We start from the raw sequence: 25,288 nt of genomic DNA on the forward strand, positions 1-25,288 counted from the left end.
AGGCCAGAGGATGTTTTTTTTTGATATTATGCTAGTTTGAAGACCACTGTTGCGAGTGGAGGAATAGTAATTTTTGCTGAATATTCTTTCCCGTGGAAAGCTTCTTTATCGATCTTAATAGCATTATTCGTCACTCCAGATCCGCCGTATTTCGCAGCATCTGAATTGAATATTTCTTTTAGCCTTCCATTCTTCGGAAGACCAATAGTATATTCTTTCAAAACAGTGGGAGTAAAATTACAGACAACGGCCAGAATTTCTTTTTCTGAAGTTCCCTTTCTCAGATAACTGATTACCGAATTCTGATTGTCATCAAATGAGATCCATTCAAATCCTTCTTCACTGAACTGATTATCATATAATGCAGGTTGTTTTTTATAAAGTATGTTGAGGTCGGTAAGTGCTTTCTTGATACCATGATGAGAATCCTGCTCCAGCAAGTGCCAGTCCAGGCTACTATTGTAGTTCCATTCTGCATACTGTCCTAGCTCAGCTCCCATGAATAAAAGTTTCGCTCCGGGATGGGTATACATATAACTATACATCAATCTCAAATTTGCAAATCGCTGCCAGTCGTCAGCCGGCATTCTGCTAAGTAATGATTTTTTCCCGTAGACAACTTCATCGTGACTTAAAGGCAATACAAAGTTCTCACTAAATGTATAGGTCATACTAAAAGTGATATCATTTTGGTGATACCTGCGATGAATAGGATCCTTTTTAAAATATTCCAGTGTATCGTGCATCCAGCCCATCATCCATTTCATTCCAAAACCTAAACCTCCATGACTTACCGGTCTGGAAACTTTCGGAAATGAGGTGGATTCTTCAGCAATTGTTTGTACTCCCTGGAAGCTGCTATATACTTCAGTATTGAGATCTTTTATAAAGCTAATGGCATCAAGGTTTTCTCTTCCGCCTTCAGCATTAGGTTCCCACTCACCATCTTCTCTTGAGTAATCGAGGTATAACATACTAGCTACGGCGTCTACTCGAAGCCCGTCAATATGATATTTATCCAGCCAGAAAACTGCGTTGCTTATCAAAAAGGACCGAACTTCATTTCTGCCATAATTAAAAATTAGACTTTTCCAGTCCTGGTGATAACCTTTGCGGGGATCTGGGTGTTCGTATAGATGTGAACCATCAAATCTTCCTAGACCATGTTTGTCTTCAGGGAAATGGGATGGTACCCAATCCAGAATGACTCCAATTCCAGCTTTGTGAAAGGCATCCAGCAGTTGCATGAATTCCTGGGGATCGCCAAACCTGGAGGTAGGGGCAAAGTATCCGGTTAATTGATAACCCCAGCTCGGGTCATAAGGGAATTCCATTATTGGCATGAATTCTACATGCGTAAACTCCATTTCCTTTACATAACTTACCAATTCATCTGCCATTTCAAGGTAAGTAAGAGAACGGTTTTCAAGGGTGTTCTTTCTCCAGGAGCCAAGATGAACTTCATAAACAGAATAAGGCTTATCCAGTGCATTTACCTCTTCACGACGAGACATGAACTTCTTGTCATTCCATTTGTAATCCAGATCCCAGACAATAGAAGCCGTATTTGGTGGATGTTCACATCTTAAAGCGTAAGGATCAGCCTTTTCAAGAATTTCTCCGTTGTTATTTGATATTATTCTGAATTTATATTTATCTCCTTTCTTAGCACCCGGAATAAAACCTTCCCAGATGCCACTTTCATCCCAGCGTACATTTAAAGGATGGTCATCAATATTCCAGTAATTAAAATCTCCAATTACAGAAACCGACTTTGCTGAGGGAGCCCAGACAGAAAAGTAAACTCCTTCCTGTCCTTCATGTGTTATTAAATGAGCGCCGAACTTTTCGTACAGTCTGTAATGTTTACCCGATCTAAAAAGTGAAATGTCAAATTCTGTAAATAATGAGTAAACCTGTACTTCCTGTTTCATACGTCGTTTTTAATTGTATTTACGGTTAAATTTAATTTCTGAAAATTCTCTGTTGAATTAGACCCAGATTTGATTCCTGAAATTACCGATCAGGAAATAAAAATAACAAACTGATATTTAAAAATACCGGCAATCCTAAAGTTGTTTCAGTTTTAGAGCTTTAATTGAGGAGTTTATAGTGAAATCTTGTATTCGTTTATAATTTGCTGAGGATTAAGTTCTAAACGGTTAAATTATTGCAGATTTCCGAATAATATCGCTGCATAGAATCAGGTATTCTGGAGGCTATCTAATTTATTAGGTGCCACCGGAGTGGGCACGGCATTTTCAACTGGCTTTGTGGACTTCAAATAACGAAAAATCGACTCTAGATCTTTATCGGTCAGCTCGCGATAATTTTGCCATGGCATTGGAGGTAGGATCATCCTGCCGCCGGAATCTCCTTTGAGTTTCCCTTCTCTTATGGCAGTTTTAAACCTTTTCATGCTCCAGTTACCGAGTCCCGTGTCACTCGAGGTAAGATTTGAAGCATAACTAATTCCCCATGGACCTATGGCAACGGTAAGATCGCCGCTCATTTGTATCCATCCATTTTTTATCGCTTCTGAAGAAAACGGAGGAAGACTATCTCCTGACTGGTAACCTGAGAGTGCCAGCTCTGGTATAATCTCTGGACCTCTTTCTGTCATTCGTTTTGGAGAATGGCAATCATGGCAACCTATGGTGTTTACGAGGTATTCCCCGTGCGAAATACTGTCCTGAAGACTAAGTTCTTCAACTGGAACTTCAGCGTATTCCTTACTATCCTGGCAGGATATAAGTACAATATTTAAAGCTAAGAAGCCAGTAATTATAAACTTGAATAAGGTCGGTGAGATTTTTTTAGGAATTTTCATAAGATTACAATTAGTTGATTGTCAGTACTTAAAAATAATAAATTTCCCATTACTATCTGATTTTCTGATGATTGCACTACTGAATTTATACTTCTATTCTGAAATATGGAGCGCTAATATTATCTTTGCAAAATGACAACAAACAACCTCGAACAGGGATTTTTTGGAATTGGAATTCAAAATGGTAAAACGCCTGAAAATCTTGGAGTTTTATGGCGTTCAGCTCAAAATATGGGAGCGAGTTTTATTTTCACCATAGGAAACAGGTATGCGAAACAGGCTTGTGATACTCATAAAGCGGTAGGTGCAATGCCTTATTTTCATTATGAAACTTTCGAGGAATTCTATAAGCATTTACCAAAGGGTGCAATGCTTGTAGGCGTGGAACTTGCTGAAAGCGCAGTTCATCTGGAAACTTTCAAACATCCAAGACGCTGCGTCTATCTGCTTGGGGCTGAGGATCATGGTCTCTCCAATGAAGCGATCGAAAAATCACATCATCTGGTAAAGTTTAGTTCTACTTTAAGTTTGAATGTTTCGGTAGCCGGAAGTATTGTAATGTATGACCGCGGAATGAAATCTGAATTTTCTACCTAAGCTTCATTTTCTGATGCTCGTTCTTTACTGAATAAATTCTTCTCCTTGATCATTTTAGCGGTAAGGCCTGGAACCATTTCTTCCCATTGCGGATTACCTTCCCGTATCATTTCATAGACTTTTCTAGGATGAATTTCTAGAGAATCTCTATCATACTCGGTAATATCGATTACCTTGTTATTGTCTATAAAGAAATTATAGAGCTCTCGCATTCTTGGATGCACTTTTAAATTCGAGCTATCGATGATTTCCCCAGTTTTTTCATCAAGCATCGGGTAGAGGTATACCTTCAGACTTTTAAAGAAAAGTTTACCAAAGGCTTCCAGGATTCCACCGCTTAGGTGTCGGTAATATTTTTCATTGAAAATGTCCACGAGATTATCTGCACCCATGGCCAGACCCAGTTCTTTCTTGGTATGCTGCGCAAAATATTCCACAACTTTATAATATTCCTGAAAATTGGAGATCATTACTGTCTGTCCCGAAGCACATAGAAGATCTGCACGATCCAGAAAATCTTTTTCGTTTATTTCACCTTCAGCTTTAAGATTGTTCAGGGTCATCTCAAAAATGGTGACCGTATTTTCAGGATCGACCTCTTCCTGTTCCAGAAACAGCTTCCGCGAGGTCATGTACATATTTAGATTCAGATTGGTTACTGGACGAAAACTACCTCTAAGTGTAAGAATGTTCTTTTTATATAGTGCATTTGCAGGTAGAATATTGTTTCCGTCCTTGGAGAACATCACCGCATCTGTAATACCATCCTTGACAAGTTCCAGGCTCATCAGTCGGTTATCAACATCTTTAAAAACCGGACCGCGAAAGTTGATAGAATCAATTTCGATCTTATCTGTACTTAAATGATCATATAGTTTTTTGATAAGCACCTTAGGATCATTACTCTGGTAAAATGCAGCATAAATAAGGTTTACACCCATGATTCCCAGGCTAATTTGCTGTTGGGAAGCATTATTTTCATGAAACTGAACATGAAGTATAATCTCGCTATATTCCTGCTTTGGTTCTCGCTGAAATTTTATTCCCAGCCACCCGTGACCTTTGTATTTCTTTGCCCAGTCTATAGTAGCTACCGTATTAGCATAGCTGAAAAATAATTTATCTGGATATTTTTTTCTGGAAAGCCGCTTTTCGATCAAAGTTGCTTCATAATCGATCATGCCTTTTAATCGTGCCTCGGTAACATATCGGTTTTGAGGATCGAGTCCGTAGATCGCGTCACTAAAATCCTTATCGTAGGCACTAAGCGTTTTTGCAATTGTACCTTTAGGGTTTCTTGCTCTAAAAAAATGACGAACAGTTTCCTGTCCCGCTCCAATTTCAGCGAAAGTTCCATAGATGTTTTCGTTGAGATTCAGGCGTGTGCACTTATTCTCTACGGAAAGTATATTTTGGAATTCATCCTCGCTTAATTCGGCCATTTGCAGATTGTTTTGGTTGGTAGCTGAAAGTTAGGAATATTAAAACAACCGACTGCCCGTTTTAAGTAATGTTTAAAAGAATTTAACTCGATAAAGCTTCAGTAGAACGCCTAATTTTTACAGTTGAAAATTGCATTGAAATTTAAGTAACTTGAACTTCAAATAATTTTTCCATGAAGAAACTTCTAATTATCCTGATTGCATTTCTGGGTTACAACTGCAGTGCTCAGACTAATAACTTCAGTTTTAACAAGGATCATGACGCATTGCTTGTAAAAGATCTCTCTCGCTCGGCAAAATTTTATTCCGAAGTATTAGGACTGGAAGAAATAGATAATGGAGGATTGGCTGCCAGTATCAGGTGGTTTCAGCTTAAAGATTCCGTACAGATTCATTTGATCGAGAGCGAGGAAACTCCTGCTACCCACAAAGGTGTACACATGAACTTAAATACTTCGGAATTGGATAAGTTCATGAAGTTTCTACACGAGCAGAATATTCCGTTTGAAAACTGGCCGGGCATAAGTAATACAACAAATACCCGCCCGGATGGAGTTAAGCAGATCTACCTGCAGGATCCAGACGGTTACTGGATCGAGATCAACGACAATCAGCTTTAAGATTCATCTGCCGCCACTTTGTAATCAGGATCTTCCAGAATATTAACTTCTATGATTGCATCTGCATTTTTTAGTAATCTAATGCAGTCATCGCTTAAATGTCTAAGATGAACTTTTTTGCCCACCTTGCTATATTTCTGAGTCACGGCATTCAAGGCTTCAATCGCCGACATATCAGAAACGCGACTGTCTTTAAAGTCGATAATGATCTCTTCTGGATCGTTCAGAGCATCAAATTTTTCAGCAAAATTAGTGGTAGAAGCAAAGAATAAAGGTCCGTAGATCTCGTAATGCTTTACCCTATTTTCATCTATAAATTTTCTAGCTCTAATTCTTTTCGCACTTTCCCAGGCAAAGAATAGTGCAGAAAGGATCACGCCTACCAGAACTGCCAGGGCAAGGTTATGCAGGAATACGGTAATTAACGCCACGATAACTACTAGGAAAATATCCTTTTTAGGTACCTTATTAAAGATCTTCAAACTAACCCATTCAAAAGTTCCTATAGCCACCATGATCATTACACCAACCAGTGCTGCCATTGGTAGTTTTTCGATAATAGGAGCACCAAATAAAATGATCGCAAGAATTGTAAAAGCTGCAATAATACCAGATAAACGGGCTCTTGATCCAGCAGAAAGGTTTACAAGAGTTTGAGCGATCATTGGGCAACCACCCATTCCGAAGAAAAATCCGTTTAGAATATTAGAACCACCCTGGGCGATACATTCTCTGTTACCATTTCCTTTAGTTTCAGTGATCTCATCTACCAGGTTTAGGGTTAACAAACCTTCAGTTAAACCAACTGCTGCCATGATCATGGAATAAGGAGCAATCAATTCTATGGTTTCCCAGGTTAGAGGAATTTGAGGAATATGGAATGGAGGAAAACCACCACTTACAGAGGCGATGTCTTTTACTGTTTTAGTGTCTATTCCGAAGAAATATACCAGCAGAAACACTACAATAATGGCGACTAAAGAAGAAGGAACAGCTTTAGTGACTTTAGGCAAAAGCACAACGATGGCAATTGTTAAAGCGACCAGGCCACCCATTATATAAAGTGCAGTTCCAGAAAGCCATTCTATATCACCGTTCACCACGGTTTTAAACTGATCCAGCTGAGACATGAAGATCACGATAGCCAGACCATTCACAAACCCGAACATTACGGGATGAGGTACCAGTCTTATAAATTTACCAAGCTTGAATACACCAATAATTATCTGAAATACTCCTGCTAATGCTACTGCTGCAAGAACATATTCTAGTCCGTCTGACTTCATTAAGGCGATTAAAACAATGACTGTTGCACCGGCACCTCCAGAGATCATTCCCGGTCTGCCACCAAATATTGCGGTAACTAAGCCAGCAATGAAAGAAGCGTAAAGACCCATTAGCGGAGGAAAACCAGCCAGAATAGCGAAGGAAAGTGACTCGGGAATCATGGTCATAGCAACCGTTAATCCAGCAAGCACTTCAGTTTTGTAATTAACCTGTTGTTTGAAGTCGAATAAGTTCAGAACTTTTTTCATAATGAGGCTTTTTCAGCTTAATTTTAAGAAGCGGCAAAAATAGTCATTAAAAACAGAAGCGCAACTCAATCAGATTTTTGATTGAAATTTTTACTAAATTTTGATTATCAAATGATTATATTCATAATATCATACTAGAAAGGTGAGCTAAATAGCAAATTTCAGTGGGCTGAACGCCGAATGTTAGAAAATGAACAAACATTAGGTAACAGTTTACAAATGAAATACCTTTGCAAAAATTTTCATTATGGCACATAAGGCCGGTTTCGTAAATATCATAGGTAACCCCAATGTTGGGAAATCCACTTTAATGAATGCTTTCGTAGGTGAAAGGCTTTCAATAATTACTTCAAAAGCACAAACAACCCGTCATAGGATTCTGGGTATTGTGAATGGAGAAGATTTCCAGATGATCTTGAGTGATACACCCGGGATCATTAAACCAGCTTACGAGCTACAGGCTTCCATGATGGATTTTGTGAAATCTGCCTTTGAAGATGCAGATGTTCTGATCTATATTGTTGAAATTGGAGAAGAAGGATTAAAGGATGAAGCATTCTTTAAAAAGATCGAAAACTCTGAAGTACCGGTTTTATTATTACTGAATAAGATCGATAAATCAAACCAGGATCAACTTGAAGAACAGGTTAAGTACTGGAGTGAAAAAGTACCAACAGCCGAAATTCACCCAATTTCAGCATTGGAAGGTTTCAATGTTGCAGAGGTATTTAACAGGATCATCGAGTTATTACCAGAATCTCCGGCTTTTTACCCTAAAGATACGCTTACCGATAAGCCTGAACGATTTTTCGTGAACGAGATCATTCGTGAAAAGATTCTTATGCATTACAAAAAGGAAATTCCTTATAGTGTAGAGATCGAAACTGGAGAATTCTTTGAAGAGGAGAAGATCATCAGGATGCGTAGCGTGATTATGGTAGAACGAGATACCCAGAAGGGGATCATTATTGGTCATAAAGGTGCTGCATTAAAAAGAGTAGGAGTAGAGGCTAGAAAGGATCTGGAGAAATTCTTCGGAAAACAGGTTCATTTAGAACTTTATGTAAAAGTGAATAAGAACTGGAGAAGTGATGCCAGGCAGCTGAAGAGATTTGGCTATACAGATAAGAAGTAACTACATTTCAAGAATACGGGAAGTTGAGCTAATTAGCTTAAAATCATTAATTTTGCTTCCTGAAATCAATATCATATTATGGGCAATATTGTCGCCATTGTAGGGAGACCAAACGTTGGTAAATCTACTTTTTTTAACAGGCTTATACAGCGTAGAGAAGCCATCATCGATTCTGTTAGTGGTGTGACCAGGGACAGACATTATGGAAAATCTGACTGGAACGGTCATAAATTCTCCCTTATCGATACCGGTGGGTATGTGAAAGGTAGCGACGATGTTTTTGAAGCTGAAATCGATAAGCAAGTAGAACTTGCGATCGAAGAAGCAGATGCGATCATTTTTATTGTAGATGTGGAAACAGGAGTGACATCTATGGATGAAGAAGTAGCCAACCTACTTCGTAGAGTGGACAAGCCCGTTTTACTTGCAGTGAATAAAGTGGATAATAACAAACGTCTTGCAAACGCGGTAGAATTTTACTCGCTTGGTCTGGGTGATTATTTTCCAATTGCCAGTACAAATGGTAGTGGAACCGGAGATCTTCTGGATGCACTTGTAGAAGCTCTGCCAGTAATTGAGGAAGAGGAAGATACAGAATTACCAAGATTTGCGGTCGTTGGCCGTCCAAATGCAGGGAAATCATCATTTATTAATTCCCTTATTGGGGAAGATCGATATATCGTAACCGATATTGCCGGGACTACCCGTGACTCTATCGATACAAGGTATAACAGGTTTGGTTTTGAATTTAACCTTGTTGATACTGCCGGAATTCGTAGAAAATCAAAGGTTAAGGAAAACCTGGAATTTTATTCAGTAATGCGTTCTGTACGTGCGATCGAGAACTGTGATGTTTGTCTTTTAGTACTCGATGCAACCCGTGGATTTGATGGTCAGGTTCAGAATATCTTCTGGCTAGCTCAGAGAAACTCTAAGGGAATCGTAATTCTGGTAAATAAGTGGGATCTTCTGGATAAGGAGACCAATACGCTTAAGGATTATGAAGCCATGATTCGTCGTGAGATCGAACCATTTACAGATGTGCCGATTGTATTTATTTCTGTTCTAACTAAACAACGAGTTTTCAAAGCAATTGAAACTGCTGTAAAAGTCTTTGAAAACAGAAGTAAAAAGATCAAGACCCGTTTGCTTAACGATATCATGCTGGCGATCATTGAAAAGAATCCGCCACCGGCTTATAAAGGGAAATACGTAAAGATCAAGTTCTGTACACAATTACCAACACCACATCCACAGTTTGCATTTTTCTGTAACCTGCCACAGTATGTACGTGATCCATATAAACGTTTCTTAGAGAATAAGTTGCGTCAGGAATTCGATTTTCAAGGGGTGCCTATCAGCATATTTTTTAGAAAAAAGTAAAAGAAACCTTAAACTTTTAACGTTGTAGGTAGTCTAAATCTCAAACCAATGTTCAGTAATGAGCATTGGTTCAATTTTTATACTATTTATATGCGAAATTATTTCAGCTTAATGCTACTTTTAGTGAGTGCGCTAAGCTTTGCTCAGGAATTCGAAGTATCCGGAAAGATCGTTGATACAGAATCCAATCCTCTTGAATCTGCCACTGTTTATGTTGAAAAGATTGCTGATAGCAGTCTGGTCACCTACACGATTTCTGAAAAGGACGGGAGTTTCCTTCTTAAGGGAAATACCGAAAATAAAGCTGTAAATCTTTACGTAAGCTACGCTGGTTTTAAACCTTACCGTAAGCAAATAGAAATTACCAAAAAGCAGGATGTAGGTGCTATTTCTCTGGAAATTCTGGATAACGCGCTGGATGAGGTTACACTAACCGCTACAAGAGCACCTATATCTGTTAAACAGGATACGCTGGAGTTCAATGCGAATTCTTTCAATACCAGACAGGATGCTAATCTGGAAGAGCTCATGAAAAAGCTGCCGGGAGTAGAAGTGGATAGTGATGGTAATATTACCGTGAACGGAAAGCCTGTTTCGAGAATCCTGGTAAACGGTAAGGAATTCTTCGGAAATGATCCCAAGATCGCTACGAAAAACCTTCCGAAGGAAATCATAGATAAGATCCAGGTAGTAGACACCAAGACAAGAAGCGAAGAATTTACCGGAAAGGCGGGAGATTCAGAAAACAAAACCATCAATATTGAACTGAAGGAAGACAAGAACAAAGGCTGGTTTTCACGGGCAACTGCCGGTGGTGGTACAGATGACCGATATGAGCTTAGTGGTATCGCCAATTATTTTAAGGATGACCTCAGGGTAAGTGTACTTGCAAGTTCCAATAATATCAATAGTTCCGGATTTAGTTTTGATGAGGTTTTCGACATGATGGGTGGAAATGCCCGAAGTGTCAGGATCAACGGGAACGGAAGTTTCAGTATCAATGGAACCGGTTTTGGATCTAATAATGGGATTACGAAATCCGAAACTGGCGGATTCAACTTTGTAAATGAATGGGCCAATGGGATGGAGCTCACTGCCGATTACTTCTATGGAGGATCAGATACAGAGACCAGAACCAGGGTCGAACGAGAGAATATTCTTCCAGATTCCAGATATTTCACTAATTCCACTAGCTCCAGTAATTTACTGAATGATAGTCACAGAGCGACACTTCGATACGAAGTAGAATTTGATACTCTTACCAGGCTCTCTATTGCACCAAAATTTAATGCCAACATTGGGACGTCCTTTCGAGATAGATTTGAAGAAAATCTTGATGAAAACATGCAACTTCAGAATACCACACTTATTGATGAAACTGAAGATCTTACGAGTCTGGATTTTAGTAACGACATCAATTTTATTAAACGTTTTGGAAGCAGGGGTTCTTATCTTCAACTGGATCTGGACCATGCCCACAGCAAACAGGAGAATGAGAACATTTACTTTTCTGAAAGTACGTTCATAAATAATCCTGAAAATGATATCGTTCAGGATCAATTTATAGATCAGGATGAAAATTCCAATTCTTTTAGCGTTGGAGCTTCGAAAAGAAGTGTATTGGCAGATAAATTCTTTCTGGACATAAATTATGAGTTCGATACTCAAAAAAGTAGCAATACCAGAAGTGTTTTTGATGCTGTTGATGGTGAGTATACCAATTTCAATGAGCTGTTGAGTAATGATTTTGAATTCCGTAGTTTCAAACATACTCCAAACGTCGGTCTTAATTATGAAGGTGAGAAATGGCGCATTAGTTCTGAGGTTGGATTACTTAGTACAACTTTAAAAACTGAGAACTTTATGGAAGATATTCGCTTTGACAATACTTTTAATAATGTATATGTGGATGCCGATCTTCGTTATTCTCCGGAAAGATCCAAAAGTATAAGTATTGGTTACAGCACGAATGCCGATGTACCTTCGGTGAGACAATTGCAACCTGTGGTGGATAGAACAAATCCTACAAATATCATCATTGGTAACCCTGAGCTGGAACCAACTTTTAATCAGCGCGTGAACTTAAATTATAGAAACTTCGATTTTGCTTCACGAAGCGGAATCTTTGCATATGCCTATTTCAATTTCACAGATAACCAGGTGGCGGCAACCAGCAGCGTGGATAATTTTGTTAGAACTACAACTTATACCAATGTAGATGGAGTTATTAACGGAAATCTTGGAGCTTCTTACAGTAAAAGCTATAAGAAGGACGCTACAGAGTTTAGATATCGGATTGGAGCAAATGGAGGTTACAACAGGAATGTAGGCTTTATTAATGCTGTACAGTATGAATCTGATCAATTTACAGTAACTCCTACTTTGAGACTTACTTACGCGATCGATGAAGTTTTGGAGATCGAGCCAGGCTATTCGGCGACATTTAACGATATTCAGTACGATATCAATAGTGGAAGAGATCAAAATTATGTAAATCATAGTTTATCTCTTGAAACTACCACGTACTGGCCAAAGAACGTGGTTTTTGGAAATGATATTTCGTATAATAAATTCGGAAATGTTGCACCGGGATTCGACAGTACGAGTCTATTGTGGAATATGAGTCTTGGATACCAGTTCTTGAAAGACAATGCGACTGTCAAAGTAAAAGTGTATGATTTACTGGATCAAAATGTGGATACAAGAAGACTGGTAGGGGACGATTATATTCAGGATGTGAACAACCTCGTGCTGCAACGATATGCAATGCTAAGCTTTACTTATAAGCTAAGTAGTTTTGGAGGGGGTAAGGCGCCATCAAGAAGAGGAAGTAGAATGATACGTATGTAATTATTGAATGTGGTAGGTATTTCGGTACAGATTTTCGGGAATTTAACCAGATAAGTCCGTTCAACGATTATTCAATGACATAGCCGAAAAAATTATGATTTAACTACTTAAGTGTTTATATTATAGTGAGTTAAGTATAAATCATAAAACAACAGGCGTATGGAAATCTTTACTGAATTTGTGGACAACTACAAGATGAGTATTCATGGCCTGAACATTATCGCAAAGATACTGGTCACGCTTACCCTGCTATTTATTTTTGCCGCCATTGTTGGTGCAGTAATAAACGTAGTACTTCACACTGTTTGATAACACTGTATTCTGAGGAATCAGGTTATTATGCGAAAAGCCGGAATGCTAATTCCGGCTTTTTGTATTTTATATATTTCAGTTACATGCATAAAAAAACCCGATTCATCTGAATCGGGTTTTTAAAGGTGGTGCCTCCAGGAATCGAACCAGGGACACAAGGATTTTCAGTCCTTTGCTCTACCAACTGAGCTAAGGCACCAGTTGCTTTGTTAAGCGGTGGCAAATATAATTTCATTTTTAGGAACTGGCAAAGGAAATTTTAAAAAAATGCTTTTGTATTTTTGAAGTTGAACAAAATCAAGCATGAATTTAGTACTCGATGCCGGGAATACTTCAGTAAAAGCCGCTGTTTATCAAAACGATACACTTCAGAAGAAACTTGTGTTTAAAAAAGAATTTTTTTTACAGGAACTAGAAAAAATTTTCGAAGACTATCCGCATATCACTCATTCGATACTTTCCGAAGTGACAATAATTGACGAACAGGTCATTTTTGAACTGGAAAAAGCTACAGAATTTGTTCAATTAAGACATGATACACACGTACCTTTTCAGAATGAGTATCATACTCCACATACACTGGGGCTGGATAGAATTGCATTGGTGGCCGCGGCTGTAGATCAATTTCCGAAGAAAAATGTGCTAATCATTGATGCTGGCACTTGTATCACTTTTGATCTAAAAACGGCTAAGGAGAAGTACTTCGGCGGAGCAATTTCTCCAGGATTACAGATGAGATTTAAAAGTCTGCACAAGTTTACAGCAAATTTACCGTTAGTATCTGCGAAGCCGGATGTTGATCTTATTGGCAAAACGACCGAGAGCAGCATACAATCCGGAATTATTAACGGACTCAAAATGGAATTAAAAGGGGTTGTAGAAACCTATGCTTCTGAATTTGAAGATTTAACAGTAATATTTACAGGAGGGGACAGTCAACTTTTGTCTATACCAACTAAAAATAGCATATTTGCCAACTCAAATTTTTTGTTAGAAGGACTTAATTTCATTCTAGAATTTAACAAGACTCAATGATTAAACGATTTATAGTAATCGTAGCTTTATTTACAGGATTTATCGCTGAAGCTCAGGAAAATGTTTCTTCGCCTTATTCATATTACGGTATTGGTTTGACCAATTTCCAGGGAACTGTGGAAAACAGGTCTATGGGAGGTTTAAGCGTATTTATGGATAGTATCCACGTGAATTTGCAGAACCCTGCAAGTTATGGTCGATTAAAGCTTACAGATTTCACTATTGGTGCAAGTCACGATAGAGTAAAACTCGAAACTGATGGAGCCTCAGATAATTCAAAGATCTCATCTCTGGATTATTTAGCACTGGCATTTCCAATTAGCGATAAGATCGGGATTGGTCTTGGAGTGATGCCGTATACTTCTGTAGGATACAGAATTCTGGATGTAGAAGATGATGCTTCAAGTTTACTTACAGGTAGAGGAGGTATGAACAGAGTGTTCTTATCTGCGGGTTATGCCGTAAATGAGCACTTAAGTCTGGGTGTTGATGCTGACTATAACTTCGGAAATTTCCAGAATACGCAAAGTATCAATACTGAAGGATTACAATACGGAACCAGCGATGTGAACAGATCAGACATCAAAGGTTTTACTTTTAACTTTGGAGCCAATTACCAGCGCCCAATTTCAGAAAAGTTGAATCTTCATGTTTCCACTACATACGCACCAGAAATGGATCTTGATTCTGAAAATTTCAGAACAATTTCTACTATAGATTTTGCGAGTGGTACAGGAAGAACCATAGATCAGCGAGAACTTGACCTTAGTGAAACTCAATTCACATTTCCTTCAAAATACAGCCTTGGAGCCGGAATTGGTCAAACGAATAAATGGTTTGTTGGAGCTGAGTATTCCAATGTAGGTTCAAGTTCTTACCAGGATAGCTTTAGCTTCAGAAATGATGGAGGAGAGTATGAGGATGCGTCTCAATTTAGTCTGGGAGGATTCTATATTCCAGATTATAATTCTTTTACAAGTTACCTGGAGAGAGTGGTTTACCGTGCTGGATTCAGGTATGACGAGACCGGTCTTATAGTCAATGGTGAATCTATCAATGAGTTTGGCATGTCTTTTGGATTAGGATTACCGATTGGACAATTGTTCTCCAATGCAAACTTCGGAATCGAGCTTGGACAAAGAGGTACAAGAGATGCCGGACTAGTTCAGGAGAAGTTTTTAAGACTGTCTGTAGGACTCTCTTTAAACGACAAATGGTTCACGAAAAGAAAATTTGATTAACCACAATAAACTACAACGATGAAAAAGAATTTCTTAGCACTTTTGACAGTTGCCATGGTAGGAACTGGAGCTGTTAGTGCACAGGATTGTACAACTACCGCAGCTTTAGCTTATGATGCTGCTAAAGCAAAAAATTACGAAGCAGCTTATCCAAAACTTATGGAAGTGATGGAAGACTGTCCAAAATATAGTCTTGCAACTTACCAGTATTTGGAAAGAGCAATCGAATCCAAGATTGATAAAGCTGAAGAAGGTGATAAAGGCGAATTAGTAAAGGAATTAATCAAAGTATGGGAAACCAGACTTGAATTATATCCTGAAAAAACGAAAGCTGGAAAAGTATATTCAGATATCGCTCAGTTAAAATATGATAACAAACTAGGGGATAAAGAAGAACTTTACGTGGCTTACGACAAAGCCTGGGAAGAAGATGTAGAGAATTTCACCAGCCCTAAAGCATTATATGCATATTTTGACCTTGTAGTTGATATGCAGGATGCAGGAGATAGAAACCTTCAAGATGTTTTCGATCAGTATGATAAAGTATACGCTAAGATTGAGAAGGAAGAGAACGATGCTGCAGAGGCGCTGGCTCCACTTTTGAAAAAGCAGGAAGATGGTGAAGAGCTTACTGCCAAGGAAGAAAAGAAGATCAAGAATGCAGAGATCAACCTGAAAAACTACAGTATGGTTAGAAATGCATTGAACGGAAAATTAGGTGCAAGAGCAGATTGTAGTAACCTTATTCCACTATACAAGAAAGATTTCGAAGAAAAGCAGGGTGATGTGAAGTGGTTGCAGAATGCGAATGCTAGACTTTCTGCTAAGGATTGTACTGAAGATCCACTATTTATCCAGGTTTCTGAAGCTTTACACAAGTTAGAGCCTTCTGCGAAGTCTGCTTATTCTTTAGGTCAGTTAGCTGAAGCTAATGGAAATGCTTCAAAAGCTTTAGAGTATTACAACCAGGCGGCAGAGCTTGAAACTAATAAGTCTGATCAAGCGAAGATCTACTATAGAATCGCTGGTAACTATAAAGATAAAGGTCAGTATGGGCAGGCTAGAAACTTTTATAATAAAGCGATAGCAGCTAAGCCATCCCTTGGTAGCGCTTACTTACAGATCGCAAACATGTATGCTAAAAGTGCAAACAGCTGTGGTACAGATACATTCACTAAAAGAGCAGTATATTGGTTAGCAGCAGACTATGCTTCGAGAGCAGCGAGAGTTGATCCATCGATCGCATCTAACGCAAATCAGGCAGCAGCTTCTTATAAAGGTCTTGCTCCACAGAAGTCTGATATCTTCCAGTCTAAATACAAGCCTGGACAATCAATCACTTTTGGATGTTGGATTGGTACATCGGTAAAAGTGCCGAATCTATAAGATGAAGCTAACATATAGCAATATAATTTCAGGCATTGTCACGCTCTTAGGCGTGACAATGCTTTTTTCATGCGAAGGTAATCTTCGTGAGGTACGTGCGTTTAGCATGGAAGAAGATGCACCGCAGGCTACAGCCGAGGGTATCAATTTGAAGTTCACAGATTCCGGCAGACTGGTTGCGACCTTAAAAAGTCCGCGCATGCTGGATTTCACAAATAAAAGCTTTCCTTACCGTGAATTTCCCGATGGAGTGGAAGTAGAGTTCTTTGATGAGAAGGATGAAAAAAATACCGTGGTGGCAGATTACGGGATCGTTTATGAGGATACGAAACTAATCGATCTTCAGGGAAATGTGGTTATAATCACTGCCGATAGTACTAAGCTGGAAGCTAGTCAGCTATTCTGGGATCAGGACAGAAGCTGGGTTTTTACAGACAAACCAAACAAGATTAGATTCCCTGATGGTTCATATACTGAAGATCTCGGTTTTGATTCTAATCAGGATTTCAGTAATTTTCGTTCTAGAACCAATACGGGAATTCAAATTGTAGAAGAAGAAAAAGAAGATGAGTAAGTTTTTCAAATATTTTGAATATGCATATTTGCTGTTCGCTGCATTCTTTCTTTTTGAAGCAGTGCGCATCTGGAATGACCAGCGTCAAAGGGCTTATGTATTTCTGTTCTTTGTGGCCATTGCAATATTCATGTTCTTCTTCAAACGGCGATTTAGGCGTCGCTACGAAGAGCGTAATAAGTAGCCTGAATGGAGGTTGAAATACTAATCATAGTTTGCTCTTTAATTCTTTCTGCGTTTTTCTCAGGAATGGAAATCGCTTATGTTTCCTCCAATAAGATCTTTATAGAGATAGAAAAGCGTCAGAATGATTTTCTGGCGACCGTTTTAAAACGTCTTACCAAGAAACCTTCAAAATTCATAGCAACCATGCTTGTTGGAAACAATATAGCTTTGGTGGTTTATGGTTTTTTTATGGGTGACCTTTTGATGTACTGGCTTAGCGGTCTCGATCCGCAAAACAGTATCATAAATTATATTGTAGTAGATCTAAGTCTGCTTACTCAAACTGTTATTTCTACACTGGTAATTTTGCTGACTGCGGAATTTCTTCCGAAGGTATTTTTCCAGATCTACGCGAACAGCATGTTGAAATTATTCGCAGTTCCTGCCTATATTTTCTACCTGCTATTCAGTTTTGTGTCCTCTTTTGTCATCTGGATCTCAGATATTATTCTGAAGAGGTTTTTCAAAACCGATGGAGATGAAGTTCAATTAGCCTTCAGTAAAGTAGAATTAGGCAACTTCATTAGCGAGCAAATGGAAACCGTTGAAGAGCACGAAGATGTAGATAGTGAAATACAGATCTTTCAGAATGCCCTTTCATTTTCAGATATCAAAGCCAGGGAGGTGATGATCCCAAGAACCGAGATCATAGCCGTGGATCAAAACCAGGCGCCAAGTGATCTTGTGCAAACCTTTACTGAAACGGGACTTTCGAAATTATTGGTTTATAATGATACCATAGATGACATTATTGGTTATGTTCATTCCTTCGAATTATTTAAAAGACCTCGATCTATAAAATCCATATTACTTCCGGTGATATTTGTACCCGAAACCATGTGGATCAAGGATGTTCTGAATATTCTTATCAAAAAAAGAAAGAGTATTGCAGTGGTAATCGATGAGTATGGTGGAACAAGTGGTATGATGACCGTGGAAGATATTGTGGAAGAGCTTTTCGGGGAGATTGAAGATGAGCATGATTCAGCAGTTCTGATCGAAGAGAAGCTGGGTGACGATCATTACAAGTTTTCAGCAAGGCTGGAAGTGGATTACTTAAATGAGAATTACAGGACTGAAATTCCGGAGGGTGAAAACTACGAGACCCTGAGCGGATTTATAGTAAATCATACCGAAGAAATTCCGCAGCAGGGAGAGGTTATTAAGATCGAGGATTTCGAGATCAAAATCCTGGAAACTTCCAACACCAAAATCGAATTGGTTGAGCTGAAAATCAATCCGGAAGACTAAATATCGAAAGTTAAGAATTTGCTAATTTTAAATTTTATTATTAGCCTAAAAACCTTATTTTCGCCCCCTATATTTTGACAAATTTTATATTCAAATGGCAGTATTAAACAAAATCAGACAGCGGTCTGTTTTCTTGATTATTATCATTGCACTGGCTCTTTTCTCTTTTGTATTGGCCGATGTGATTAGAAACGGAGGCTTTAGTGGCCAGGATTCTCAAAATGTTATCGCTACCGTGAATGGGAACGATGTAGATAGAGAGGAATTCGCCCGTGAAGTTGAGGCTTTCGAAAGAAATATGGGTAATAATATTAGTACTACTCAGGCTGTAAACCGTATCTGGGACCAGAAATTACGCCAGGTGATTCTTGAAGAAGAAGTTGAAAAGCTTGGACTAAGAGCTGGAGAGGATCAGGTTACTGAACTTGTGCGTACTCAAATGGCTGGAAATCCAAACTTCTCTAATGAAGCTGGGATGTTTGACGAAAACAGATTGAGAGAGTATGTTGCTAATTTGAAAGAAACCTCTCCAGAAGCTTATGCTCAATGGCAGCAGTTTACTTCCAATCTTGCACAAACTGCCAAAATGAATGCTTACTACAATATGGTAAGTGCTGGTGTTGGGGCTACTCTACTGGAAGGTGAGCAGGCTTACAAGATGCAGAACGATAATATCAATATGAAATTCGTTCAGATTCCTTATTCTTCAATTCCAGATAGCGAAGTTGAAGTTTCTAAATCTGATATCAAGAATTATATCGAGAATCGTGCCTCAAGGTTCGAATCTGATGCTTCCAGAAGCATGCAATATGTGATCTTTGAAGAAGCTGCCTCTACAGATGATGAATCTGAAGCTAAAGAAGCACTATCTAAATTGAGAAGCCAAAGAGTTGAATATAATGCTGCGGTTGGTGCAAATGACACACTTCCTGGTTTTGACAGCACAGATAACTATGCAGATTTTATAGCCAACAATTCAGATCTTCCTTACCAGAACATTTTTAGATTTAGAAATGATCTGAAAGGCGAAAATGCTGAGCAGATCTTCAATCTTAATAAAGGTGAATCTTTTGGTCCTTATAAAGAAAACGGATTCTGGAAACTTAGTAAAGTTGTTGAGACTAAGAATATTCCAGATTCAGTAAAAGCAAGTCATATTCTTATTAGCTACACTGGATCTCAGTTGGGAGCTCCCGGGAATAGAACCAAAGCTGAAGCTGAAGCTTTAGCTGATAGTCTTGCTGGAGTTGTAAGATCAGATTCTGATAAATTTGCAGCTCTTGCTTCTGAATTTTCTGCGGATACTTCAAACAAAGAACAGGCTGGAGATCTTGGATATTTTGTTCCTGGAATGATGATCCCAGCATTTGAAAACTATGTATTTGATAATAAAACGGGAGATATAGGTGTTGTGGAGACACCTCTTGGGTTCCACGTAATCTCTATAGATGATCAAACTGAAGCTGCTAAAGCGGTAAAGGTAGCAACGATCGCAAGAGAGATCCAGGCTTCAGAAAAAACAATGAACGAACAGTTTAACGAAGTAACGAAGTTTGAGATCGCTGCTGCTGAAGGTGACTTTAGCAAAGTGGCAAAAGAAAGCAACTACGAAGTGCGTACGGTAAAAGATGTTAAAGCACTTGACGAAAATATTCCTGGTGCTGGTGCTCAAAGAAGAGTGATCCAATGGGTTTTTGAAGATGACGCTAAAGTTGGAGATGTAAGAAGATTTGACACTAATAATGGGTACGTAGTAGCACAACTAACAGCTAAGCAGGATAAGGGCTTGATGAGCGTAGAAGAAGCTTCAGCTGAAGTCACTCCAATTTTGATTAAGCAAAAGAAAGCGGAACTTATTAAGGAAAGACTTAAAGGAAACTCTCTACAGGAAATCGCCGGAAATCAAGGTGTAAGTGTTCAAACTGCAGATGCGGTAAATCTTAACAATCCTACTCTGGCAGGAGCAGGTGAAGAGCCGGAAGTAGTTGGAACTGTTTTTTCTCTTGAAAAAGGAGAGATGAGCGAACCGATTGCAGGAGAAAAAGGTGTTTATATAGCTGAACTTGTAAGTAAGTTTGAAGCTCCAAAGATGGAATCTTATAAAGCTTTCGCAAACCAGGAAAGTGCTTCCAGAAGAGCTCAGGCAACTACAAGAGTATTTGAAGCTTTGAAGAAAAAAGCAGATATTCAGGATAACAGAGCTAAGTTCTACTAAGACCTAGCGATTATACTTATAAAAAATCCTCATCGAACGATGAGGATTTTTTTATTTGATCATTTCAGAATAACTGAGAATATCATGATAGCCCTTATTTCTGAAGTAACTTTTGGAAGCTTCATTCCCGGTGGCAAGCATGAAATCCCCTCCCCAGCCGCCAAGACTTTTTATGAGTCCGTCATAATCTGGAAATAATTGATCCTGGATTCTCGGACTATTGATTGCTTTAGATATAAGGATCTCGTGAGCTTTTAGAAGCATTTTAAACTCCATTAAATGCTCACACTGCAATATTTGTTCGGTGATGCCAGAGATCTTCTCAATAAGCTGTGATCTGTTCGTCTGGCTTTGTTTACGATAATGTGCTATGGCCTCGCGACTGTTCTGCTTCCGATTTAGGTAAACGAAGAGCAGTTCCTCCTTAAATGGAGGATCAAAATCTACCGTGAAAACTGAAGCTGCTTCGTTTTTACGTTGAAAGCTGATGGGGTGGTCGTGCCTTGCTGCAGCAATATCGTAACCACTGCCACCAAAAGTTTCAGCTAGTAGTTTATAGGCATCGATTTCAAGCCAGTTCGCGATATTATTAATAAGCGTGGAGGAAGTTCCAAGTCCCCATTTTCTATTAAAATCCTGATATGTTTTAATGTCATATCCAGACTTAAACTTCTCTGGTTTTAAAGAATAACAGTATTTCAGGATTTGTTTTAAACGTTTCGCAATTTCTTGTTGTTCAGGGCTCTCCAGGGAGGAAGCTTCGGTTAAGAACTCACCTTTATTTATTTGAAAATTAGCTTTGAACCAGGTCTTGTTATTTTCATCAAGACTTTCCCAGGAAATGACTACAGACTCATTTGCCTCAATTTCCAACGACTGACCCTTCTTTGTGGGTAAGGCTAAAGATTTAGCGCCATCCAAAATGGCATATTCTCCGGTTAGTAATAATTTACCGTTGCTGTGATATTTCTGCATTAGCTTCTTATTCTTTCAAGTTGTTCGATCACTCCGCTATGTGTAATAGTGTTTTTGGTGAAGTAGGTGATCATTTGTTGTTTCTCGTCTTCGGTAGCCTGTTGCTGGTTGAGAATGTTCATCAAGTGCATTTTCATGTGTCCTTGCTGAATTCCCGTAGTAGTAAGTGATTTTACAGCAGCAAAATTTTGGGCTAACCCGGCAACGGCGGTGATTTTCATTAGCTCTTCCGCAGAAGGATCCTGTAGCATATTTAGTGCAAGTTTTACTAATGGATGCAGTGAGGTAAGGCCTCCAACTGTTCCCAATGCAAGCGGAATTTCCATCCAGAAATGGAAAATGCCCTCTTCGACCTTAGCGTGAGTCAGGCTTGTGTATTTTCCATTTCTGGAAGCATACGCATGAATTCCGGCTTCAACAGCACGAAAATCATTTCCGGTAGCCAGTACAACGGCGTCAATACCGTTCATAATCCCTTTGTTATGGGTAACTGCCCGATAAGGCTCGATTTCTGCAATTTTAATAGCTTGAATAAACTTTTCTGCGAAATCTTCTCCCTGTATTTCAGGATTGTCTGATAGTTGATCTACCGGACAGGAAACTTCTGCTCTAACAATACACTCTGGAACATAATTCGAAAGAATGCTCATAACAATTTCCAGCTGCTTTTCTTCTTCTGAAAAATAATCGGTCTCTCTGGCCTGTTTGCGCAGCACTTCTGCAAATTTCTCCAGGCAGGAATTAATGAAATTCGCACCCATAGAATCACGCGTATCGAATTTTACAAATAGCTGGTAGTAATTATCAAGGTCTGAAGTTTTATCTATTAATTCAAGATCCAGAATACCACCACCACGTTTTTCCATATTCCTGGTGATTGGAGCTACTGCGTCGATCATTTTTTGACGGTTTTCTTCAAAAAATTGATGCAGATGTTCCTTCCTGCCCTTGAACATAAAATGGACTTGACCAATTTTGGTCATATTGATAACTTCAGCTTTAAAGCCTCCGCGTTCTCCCCAGAATTTAGCAGCCTTGCTCGCTGCAGCAACTACCGAGCTTTCTTCAATAGCCATTGGAATAGCATAAAGACGATCATTGATCTCGAAATTGGGTGCGATCCCAAATGGAAGATAATAGTTGGAGATCGTATTCTCTATAAATTCGTCATGAAGCTTTTGAAGACTTTCATCTGTATTCCAGTAGTTCTGGAGAATGGCTACAGCTTCAGGAGTTTTTGAGAGATAGTTGTCAGCTAGCCATTCGATCTTTTGTTGCTTACTGAGTTTGGAAAATCCGTTAACGGGTTTGGTCATCTTAGTAGTTTTCAGGAGCACAAAGATACGAAGCTTGATTAACACCTGTACAAGACTGTTTTGATCATTCACTTTGAGTGATTTCTTTAACACTTACTTAGTAATTTACAAGAATCGATAGTCATTTTTTGGTTAAATTTTAGTAAACTTGGCCTGCATTAAATATTCTACAAATTTTATGAAATTCCCCTATACTTTTGTTGCCTTTCTACTCATGGCGACTTCAGTGCTATCTGCACAAAAAAAAGAAGTTAGTCTTGAAGAGATCTGGAGTGGTAGCTTCCGCCAGGAAAGACTTCAGTCCCTACAATCTTTGAATAATGGCGAGGAATATGTGGTGATGAATCGCGATCGCGAAACCGGTACGGTGAGCATCGATATCTACAGCTATAAAACTGGTAAAAAGACCCGTACACTTCTCAACAGTAAAGATCTTACCGAGATCAAAAGTTTTCAAAGTTTCAAATTCAGCGAAGACGAGAGCAAAATTTTACTTTCTACTGAAATTGAGCCTATTTACAGGCGTTCTTCCAGAGAAGTTGTTCATATCTACGATGTAGCTTCTAAGAAGCTTACAAAAGTTAGCGATGACAAAATTCAGGAGGCTTCTTTTTCTCCAGATAATTCCAAGCTTGCCTATGTTTTTGAAAACAACATTTATATTCTGGATCTTAAGTCTATGGAACGCACGCAGGTGACCATGGATGGGGAGATCAATAGTATCATTAACGGAATTACAGACTGGGTTTATGAAGAAGAATTTTCTTTTGTAAAAGCTTTTGCATGGAATCCAACCGGTGAAAAGATCGCTTACTTAAGGTTTGATGAATCGGCAGTTCCTGAATTCTCTATGGATCTCTTCGGAAAAGACCTTTACCCAACACAACAGGTTTTTAAATATCCAAAGGCAGGTGAGTCTAATTCAGAAGTTAGTCTGCATATGTACGATGTAGAAGCGAACTCTTCCGAAGAAATTAAACTGGGAGATTATGCCGACTTCTATATCCCAAGAATTAAATGGTCTTCAAAAGATATGCTGCTAAGCGTTCAGGTTTTGAACAGGCACCAGAATAATCTTGACCTTATTTTCGTGAATGCTGAAAATAATGAAGCCAGTGTTGTCTTGAATGAAACTGACAAGGCTTATGTTGATATTACCGATAATCTAACTTTTCTTGAAGACAATAGCTTTATCTGGACCAGCGAAAAAGATGGCTGGAATCATATTTACCACTATGCTGAAGATGGGAAGCTGATCAACCAGATTACTTCAGGGCAATGGGAAGTGACCAACTATTACGGCTATGATAAGAAAGCTAAACGCATCTATTTTCAAAGTACTGAAAATGGAAGTGTGAATCGTGATGTATATGCTATTAAGCCGAACGGTAAATCTAAAACCAGGCTTACAGAAAAGGATGGTACGAATTCTGCCGATTTCAGTGCAGATTACACCTATTTCATCAACACATTTACGAATGTAAATACTCCGCCGGTTTATACTTTGCACAAAGCAAAGGATGGTAAGCAGGTGCGTGAGATCCTGAATAATAACGAGCTTCTAAAAAATAATGAAGCTTACCAATTTTCTCCAAAAGAACTTTCCAGTATTGAAGTAAACGGCAACGAACTGAATATGTGGACTATTAAACCGGCGAACTTTGATGAAAATAAGGAGTACCCGGTATTGATGTTTCAGTATTCAGGACCCGGTTCACAGTCGGTTTCTAATTCATATTTTGGAAGTAATGATTACTGGTATCAATTATTGGCAAACAAAGGTTATATGATCGTTTGTATTGATGGTAGAGGAACCGGATTTAAAGGCGCCGACTTCAAAAAAGTGACTTACCAGGAACTTGGAAAATTTGAAGTAGAGGATCAAATCGCAGCAGCGAAACAATTAGCTGAAAAAAGTTATGTGGATGCAGATCGTATTGGAATCTGGGGTTGGTCTTATGGCGGCTTTATGTCTACCAATGCAATCCTGAAAGGAAACGATGTATTTTCTATGGCGATTGCTGTGGCTCCGGTTACAAGCTGGAGATTTTACGATACTGTTTATACTGAAAGATACATGCGTACTCCGCAGGAAAATGCATCTGGATATGATGAGAATTCCCCGCTAAGTCATGCAGAAAAGCTCGAAGGTGATTACCTGCTTATTCACGGTGGCGGAGATGACAATGTACATGTGCAAAACTCCATGCGCATGGTGGAAGAACTGGTGCAGGCAAATAAACAATTTGACTGGGCGATCTACCCGGATAGAAATCATGGAATTTACGGTGGAAACACCAGGCTTCATCTTTACCAGATGATGACAGACTTTATACTCGAAAAACTTTAATCTAATACTCTCATAT

19 protein-coding genes and 1 tRNA gene are annotated in these 25,288 nt (G+C 38.9%); 13 read left to right on the forward strand and 7 right to left on the reverse strand.

Going from position 1 to position 25,288, the window contains the following annotated elements:
- Positions 1-26: 26 nt before the first annotated feature.
- Positions 27-1,934, reverse strand: coding sequence for a 1,4-alpha-glucan branching protein GlgB (gene glgB, locus T8I65_RS02080; RefSeq protein ID WP_322301843.1), 1,908 nt, complete (start codon positions 1,932-1,934; stop codon positions 27-29).
- Between the two features lie 269 nt (positions 1,935-2,203).
- Complete coding sequence (locus T8I65_RS02085) at positions 2,204-2,830, reverse strand: diheme cytochrome c-553 (protein WP_322301844.1); 627 nt, start codon at positions 2,828-2,830, stop codon at positions 2,204-2,206.
- A gap of 132 nt (positions 2,831-2,962) precedes the next feature.
- On the opposite strand from T8I65_RS02085, the gene T8I65_RS02090 reads away from it, so the two are divergent.
- Complete coding sequence (locus tag T8I65_RS02090) at positions 2,963-3,427, forward strand: RNA methyltransferase (RefSeq protein WP_322301845.1); 465 nt, start codon at positions 2,963-2,965, stop codon at positions 3,425-3,427.
- Here T8I65_RS02090 and T8I65_RS02095 read toward each other — a convergent pair.
- The gene (locus T8I65_RS02095) at positions 3,424-4,869 is read right to left on the reverse strand and encodes a TonB-dependent receptor (protein WP_322301846.1); all 1,446 of its coding nucleotides are present in this window, start codon (positions 4,867-4,869) and stop codon (positions 3,424-3,426) included. The genes T8I65_RS02090 and T8I65_RS02095 overlap by 4 nt on opposite strands.
- A 173-nt stretch (positions 4,870-5,042) precedes the next feature.
- Between T8I65_RS02095 and T8I65_RS02100 the strand changes: the two genes are divergently transcribed.
- Complete coding sequence (locus T8I65_RS02100) at positions 5,043-5,489, forward strand: VOC family protein (protein ID WP_322301847.1); 447 nt, start codon at positions 5,043-5,045, stop codon at positions 5,487-5,489.
- Here the strand turns inward: T8I65_RS02100 and T8I65_RS02105 are convergent.
- Positions 5,486-7,024 (reverse strand): SulP family inorganic anion transporter, encoded by a 1,539-nt coding sequence (locus tag T8I65_RS02105; RefSeq protein ID WP_322301848.1) that lies wholly within the window; start codon positions 7,022-7,024, stop codon positions 5,486-5,488. The genes T8I65_RS02100 and T8I65_RS02105 overlap by 4 nt on opposite strands.
- Before the next feature lie 247 nt (positions 7,025-7,271).
- Here T8I65_RS02105 and era point away from each other — a divergent pair, with 247 nt between their 5' ends.
- The 4 genes from era to T8I65_RS02125 all read left to right on the forward strand — a co-directional run bounded on the left by era (position 7,272) and on the right by T8I65_RS02125 (position 12,701).
- A complete protein-coding gene (era, locus tag T8I65_RS02110) occupies positions 7,272-8,159 on the forward strand; it encodes a GTPase Era (RefSeq protein WP_141876728.1) in 888 nt (295 codons plus the stop codon).
- Between the two features lie 78 nt (positions 8,160-8,237).
- Positions 8,238-9,542, forward strand: coding sequence for a ribosome biogenesis GTPase Der (gene der, locus T8I65_RS02115; protein ID WP_141876729.1), 1,305 nt, complete (start codon positions 8,238-8,240; stop codon positions 9,540-9,542).
- Between the two features lie 111 nt (positions 9,543-9,653).
- Positions 9,654-12,392: an outer membrane beta-barrel protein gene (locus T8I65_RS02120; protein WP_322301849.1), complete on the forward strand. Its 2,739-nt coding sequence runs from the start codon at positions 9,654-9,656 to the stop codon at positions 12,390-12,392.
- A gap of 159 nt (positions 12,393-12,551) precedes the next feature.
- Entirely contained in the window at positions 12,552-12,701 is a 150-nt protein-coding gene (locus tag T8I65_RS02125) for a hypothetical protein (RefSeq protein WP_322301850.1), read from the forward strand.
- 129 nt (positions 12,702-12,830) lie between these two features.
- On the opposite strand, the gene T8I65_RS02130 is transcribed toward T8I65_RS02125, so the two are convergent.
- A tRNA-Phe gene (locus T8I65_RS02130) sits at positions 12,831-12,903 on the reverse strand.
- A gap of 104 nt (positions 12,904-13,007) precedes the next feature.
- On the opposite strand from T8I65_RS02130, the gene T8I65_RS02135 reads away from it, so the two are divergent.
- From T8I65_RS02135 to T8I65_RS02165, 6 genes are all read left to right on the forward strand, one after another.
- Positions 13,008-13,739, forward strand: a complete 732-nt coding sequence (locus tag T8I65_RS02135; protein ID WP_322301851.1) for a type III pantothenate kinase — start codon at positions 13,008-13,010, stop codon at positions 13,737-13,739.
- Positions 13,736-14,980 (forward strand): OmpP1/FadL family transporter, encoded by a 1,245-nt coding sequence (locus tag T8I65_RS02140; protein ID WP_322301852.1) that lies wholly within the window; start codon positions 13,736-13,738, stop codon positions 14,978-14,980. Before T8I65_RS02135 ends, T8I65_RS02140 begins: the two co-directional genes overlap by 4 nt.
- 18 nt (positions 14,981-14,998) lie before the next feature.
- The gene (locus T8I65_RS02145) at positions 14,999-16,366 is read left to right on the forward strand and encodes a hypothetical protein (RefSeq protein ID WP_322301853.1); all 1,368 of its coding nucleotides are present in this window, start codon (positions 14,999-15,001) and stop codon (positions 16,364-16,366) included.
- A 1-nt stretch (position 16,367) separates the two neighbouring features.
- The gene (gene lptC / locus T8I65_RS02150) at positions 16,368-16,940 is read left to right on the forward strand and encodes an LPS export ABC transporter periplasmic protein LptC (RefSeq protein ID WP_295181006.1); all 573 of its coding nucleotides are present in this window, start codon (positions 16,368-16,370) and stop codon (positions 16,938-16,940) included.
- A 189-nt stretch (positions 16,941-17,129) separates the two neighbouring features.
- A complete protein-coding gene (locus T8I65_RS02160) occupies positions 17,130-18,416 on the forward strand; it encodes a hemolysin family protein (protein ID WP_141876736.1) in 1,287 nt (428 codons plus the stop codon).
- 94 nt (positions 18,417-18,510) lie between these two features.
- Positions 18,511-20,631 carry a peptidylprolyl isomerase gene (locus T8I65_RS02165; RefSeq protein ID WP_322301854.1) on the forward strand — a complete coding sequence of 707 codons (2,121 nt, stop codon included), beginning with the start codon at positions 18,511-18,513 and terminating at the stop codon, positions 20,629-20,631.
- A 51-nt stretch (positions 20,632-20,682) separates the two neighbouring features.
- Here the strand turns inward: T8I65_RS02165 and T8I65_RS02170 are convergent, their stop codons facing one another.
- Together T8I65_RS02170 and T8I65_RS02175 are read right to left on the reverse strand one after the other, a co-directional pair.
- Positions 20,683-21,606: a GYDIA family GHMP kinase gene (locus T8I65_RS02170; protein ID WP_322301855.1), complete on the reverse strand. Its 924-nt coding sequence runs from the start codon at positions 21,604-21,606 to the stop codon at positions 20,683-20,685.
- Complete coding sequence (locus T8I65_RS02175) at positions 21,606-22,922, reverse strand: hydroxymethylglutaryl-CoA reductase, degradative (protein ID WP_322301856.1); 1,317 nt, start codon at positions 22,920-22,922, stop codon at positions 21,606-21,608. The genes T8I65_RS02170 and T8I65_RS02175 overlap by 1 nt, the downstream gene beginning before the upstream one ends.
- A 178-nt stretch (positions 22,923-23,100) precedes the next feature.
- Between T8I65_RS02175 and T8I65_RS02180 the strand changes: the two genes are divergently transcribed.
- Positions 23,101-25,272 carry a S9 family peptidase gene (locus tag T8I65_RS02180; protein WP_322301857.1) on the forward strand — a complete coding sequence of 724 codons (2,172 nt, stop codon included), beginning with the start codon at positions 23,101-23,103 and terminating at the stop codon, positions 25,270-25,272.
- Positions 25,273-25,288 lie beyond the last annotated feature (16 nt).

The organism is Christiangramia sp. OXR-203 (assembly GCF_034372165.1).
GTDB lineage: Bacteria > Bacteroidota > Bacteroidia > Flavobacteriales > Flavobacteriaceae > Christiangramia.

What these genes read in the sequence shown, in the direction of transcription:
- T8I65_RS02085 (WP_322301844.1), bottom strand. Translation starts at nt 2,830, where the DNA reads ATGAAAATTCCTAAAAAAATCTCACCGACCTTATTCAAGTTTATAATT.
- T8I65_RS02135 (WP_322301851.1), top strand. Translation starts at nt 13,008, where the DNA reads ATGAATTTAGTACTCGATGCCGGGAATACTTCAGTAAAAGCCGCTGTT.
- T8I65_RS02160 (WP_141876736.1), top strand. Translation starts at nt 17,130, where the DNA reads ATGGAGGTTGAAATACTAATCATAGTTTGCTCTTTAATTCTTTCTGCG.
- T8I65_RS02145 (WP_322301853.1), top strand. Translation starts at nt 14,999, where the DNA reads ATGAAAAAGAATTTCTTAGCACTTTTGACAGTTGCCATGGTAGGAACT.
- T8I65_RS02140 (WP_322301852.1), top strand. Translation starts at nt 13,736, where the DNA reads ATGATTAAACGATTTATAGTAATCGTAGCTTTATTTACAGGATTTATC.
- T8I65_RS02175 (WP_322301856.1), bottom strand. Translation starts at nt 22,922, where the DNA reads ATGACCAAACCCGTTAACGGATTTTCCAAACTCAGTAAGCAACAAAAG.
- T8I65_RS02095 (WP_322301846.1), bottom strand. Translation starts at nt 4,869, where the DNA reads ATGGCCGAATTAAGCGAGGATGAATTCCAAAATATACTTTCCGTAGAG.
- T8I65_RS02120 (WP_322301849.1), top strand. Translation starts at nt 9,654, where the DNA reads ATGCTACTTTTAGTGAGTGCGCTAAGCTTTGCTCAGGAATTCGAAGTA.
- lptC (WP_295181006.1), top strand. Translation starts at nt 16,368, where the DNA reads ATGAAGCTAACATATAGCAATATAATTTCAGGCATTGTCACGCTCTTA.
- T8I65_RS02170 (WP_322301855.1), bottom strand. Translation starts at nt 21,606, where the DNA reads ATGCAGAAATATCACAGCAACGGTAAATTATTACTAACCGGAGAATAT.
- T8I65_RS02125 (WP_322301850.1), top strand. Translation starts at nt 12,552, where the DNA reads ATGGAAATCTTTACTGAATTTGTGGACAACTACAAGATGAGTATTCAT.
- T8I65_RS02100 (WP_322301847.1), top strand. Translation starts at nt 5,043, where the DNA reads ATGAAGAAACTTCTAATTATCCTGATTGCATTTCTGGGTTACAACTGC.
- glgB (WP_322301843.1), bottom strand. Translation starts at nt 1,934, where the DNA reads ATGAAACAGGAAGTACAGGTTTACTCATTATTTACAGAATTTGACATT.
- T8I65_RS02090 (WP_322301845.1), top strand. Translation starts at nt 2,963, where the DNA reads ATGACAACAAACAACCTCGAACAGGGATTTTTTGGAATTGGAATTCAA.
- T8I65_RS02105 (WP_322301848.1), bottom strand. Translation starts at nt 7,024, where the DNA reads ATGAAAAAAGTTCTGAACTTATTCGACTTCAAACAACAGGTTAATTAC.
- der (WP_141876729.1), top strand. Translation starts at nt 8,238, where the DNA reads ATGGGCAATATTGTCGCCATTGTAGGGAGACCAAACGTTGGTAAATCT.
- T8I65_RS02165 (WP_322301854.1), top strand. Translation starts at nt 18,511, where the DNA reads ATGGCAGTATTAAACAAAATCAGACAGCGGTCTGTTTTCTTGATTATT.
- era (WP_141876728.1), top strand. Translation starts at nt 7,272, where the DNA reads ATGGCACATAAGGCCGGTTTCGTAAATATCATAGGTAACCCCAATGTT.
- T8I65_RS02180 (WP_322301857.1), top strand. Translation starts at nt 23,101, where the DNA reads ATGAAATTCCCCTATACTTTTGTTGCCTTTCTACTCATGGCGACTTCA.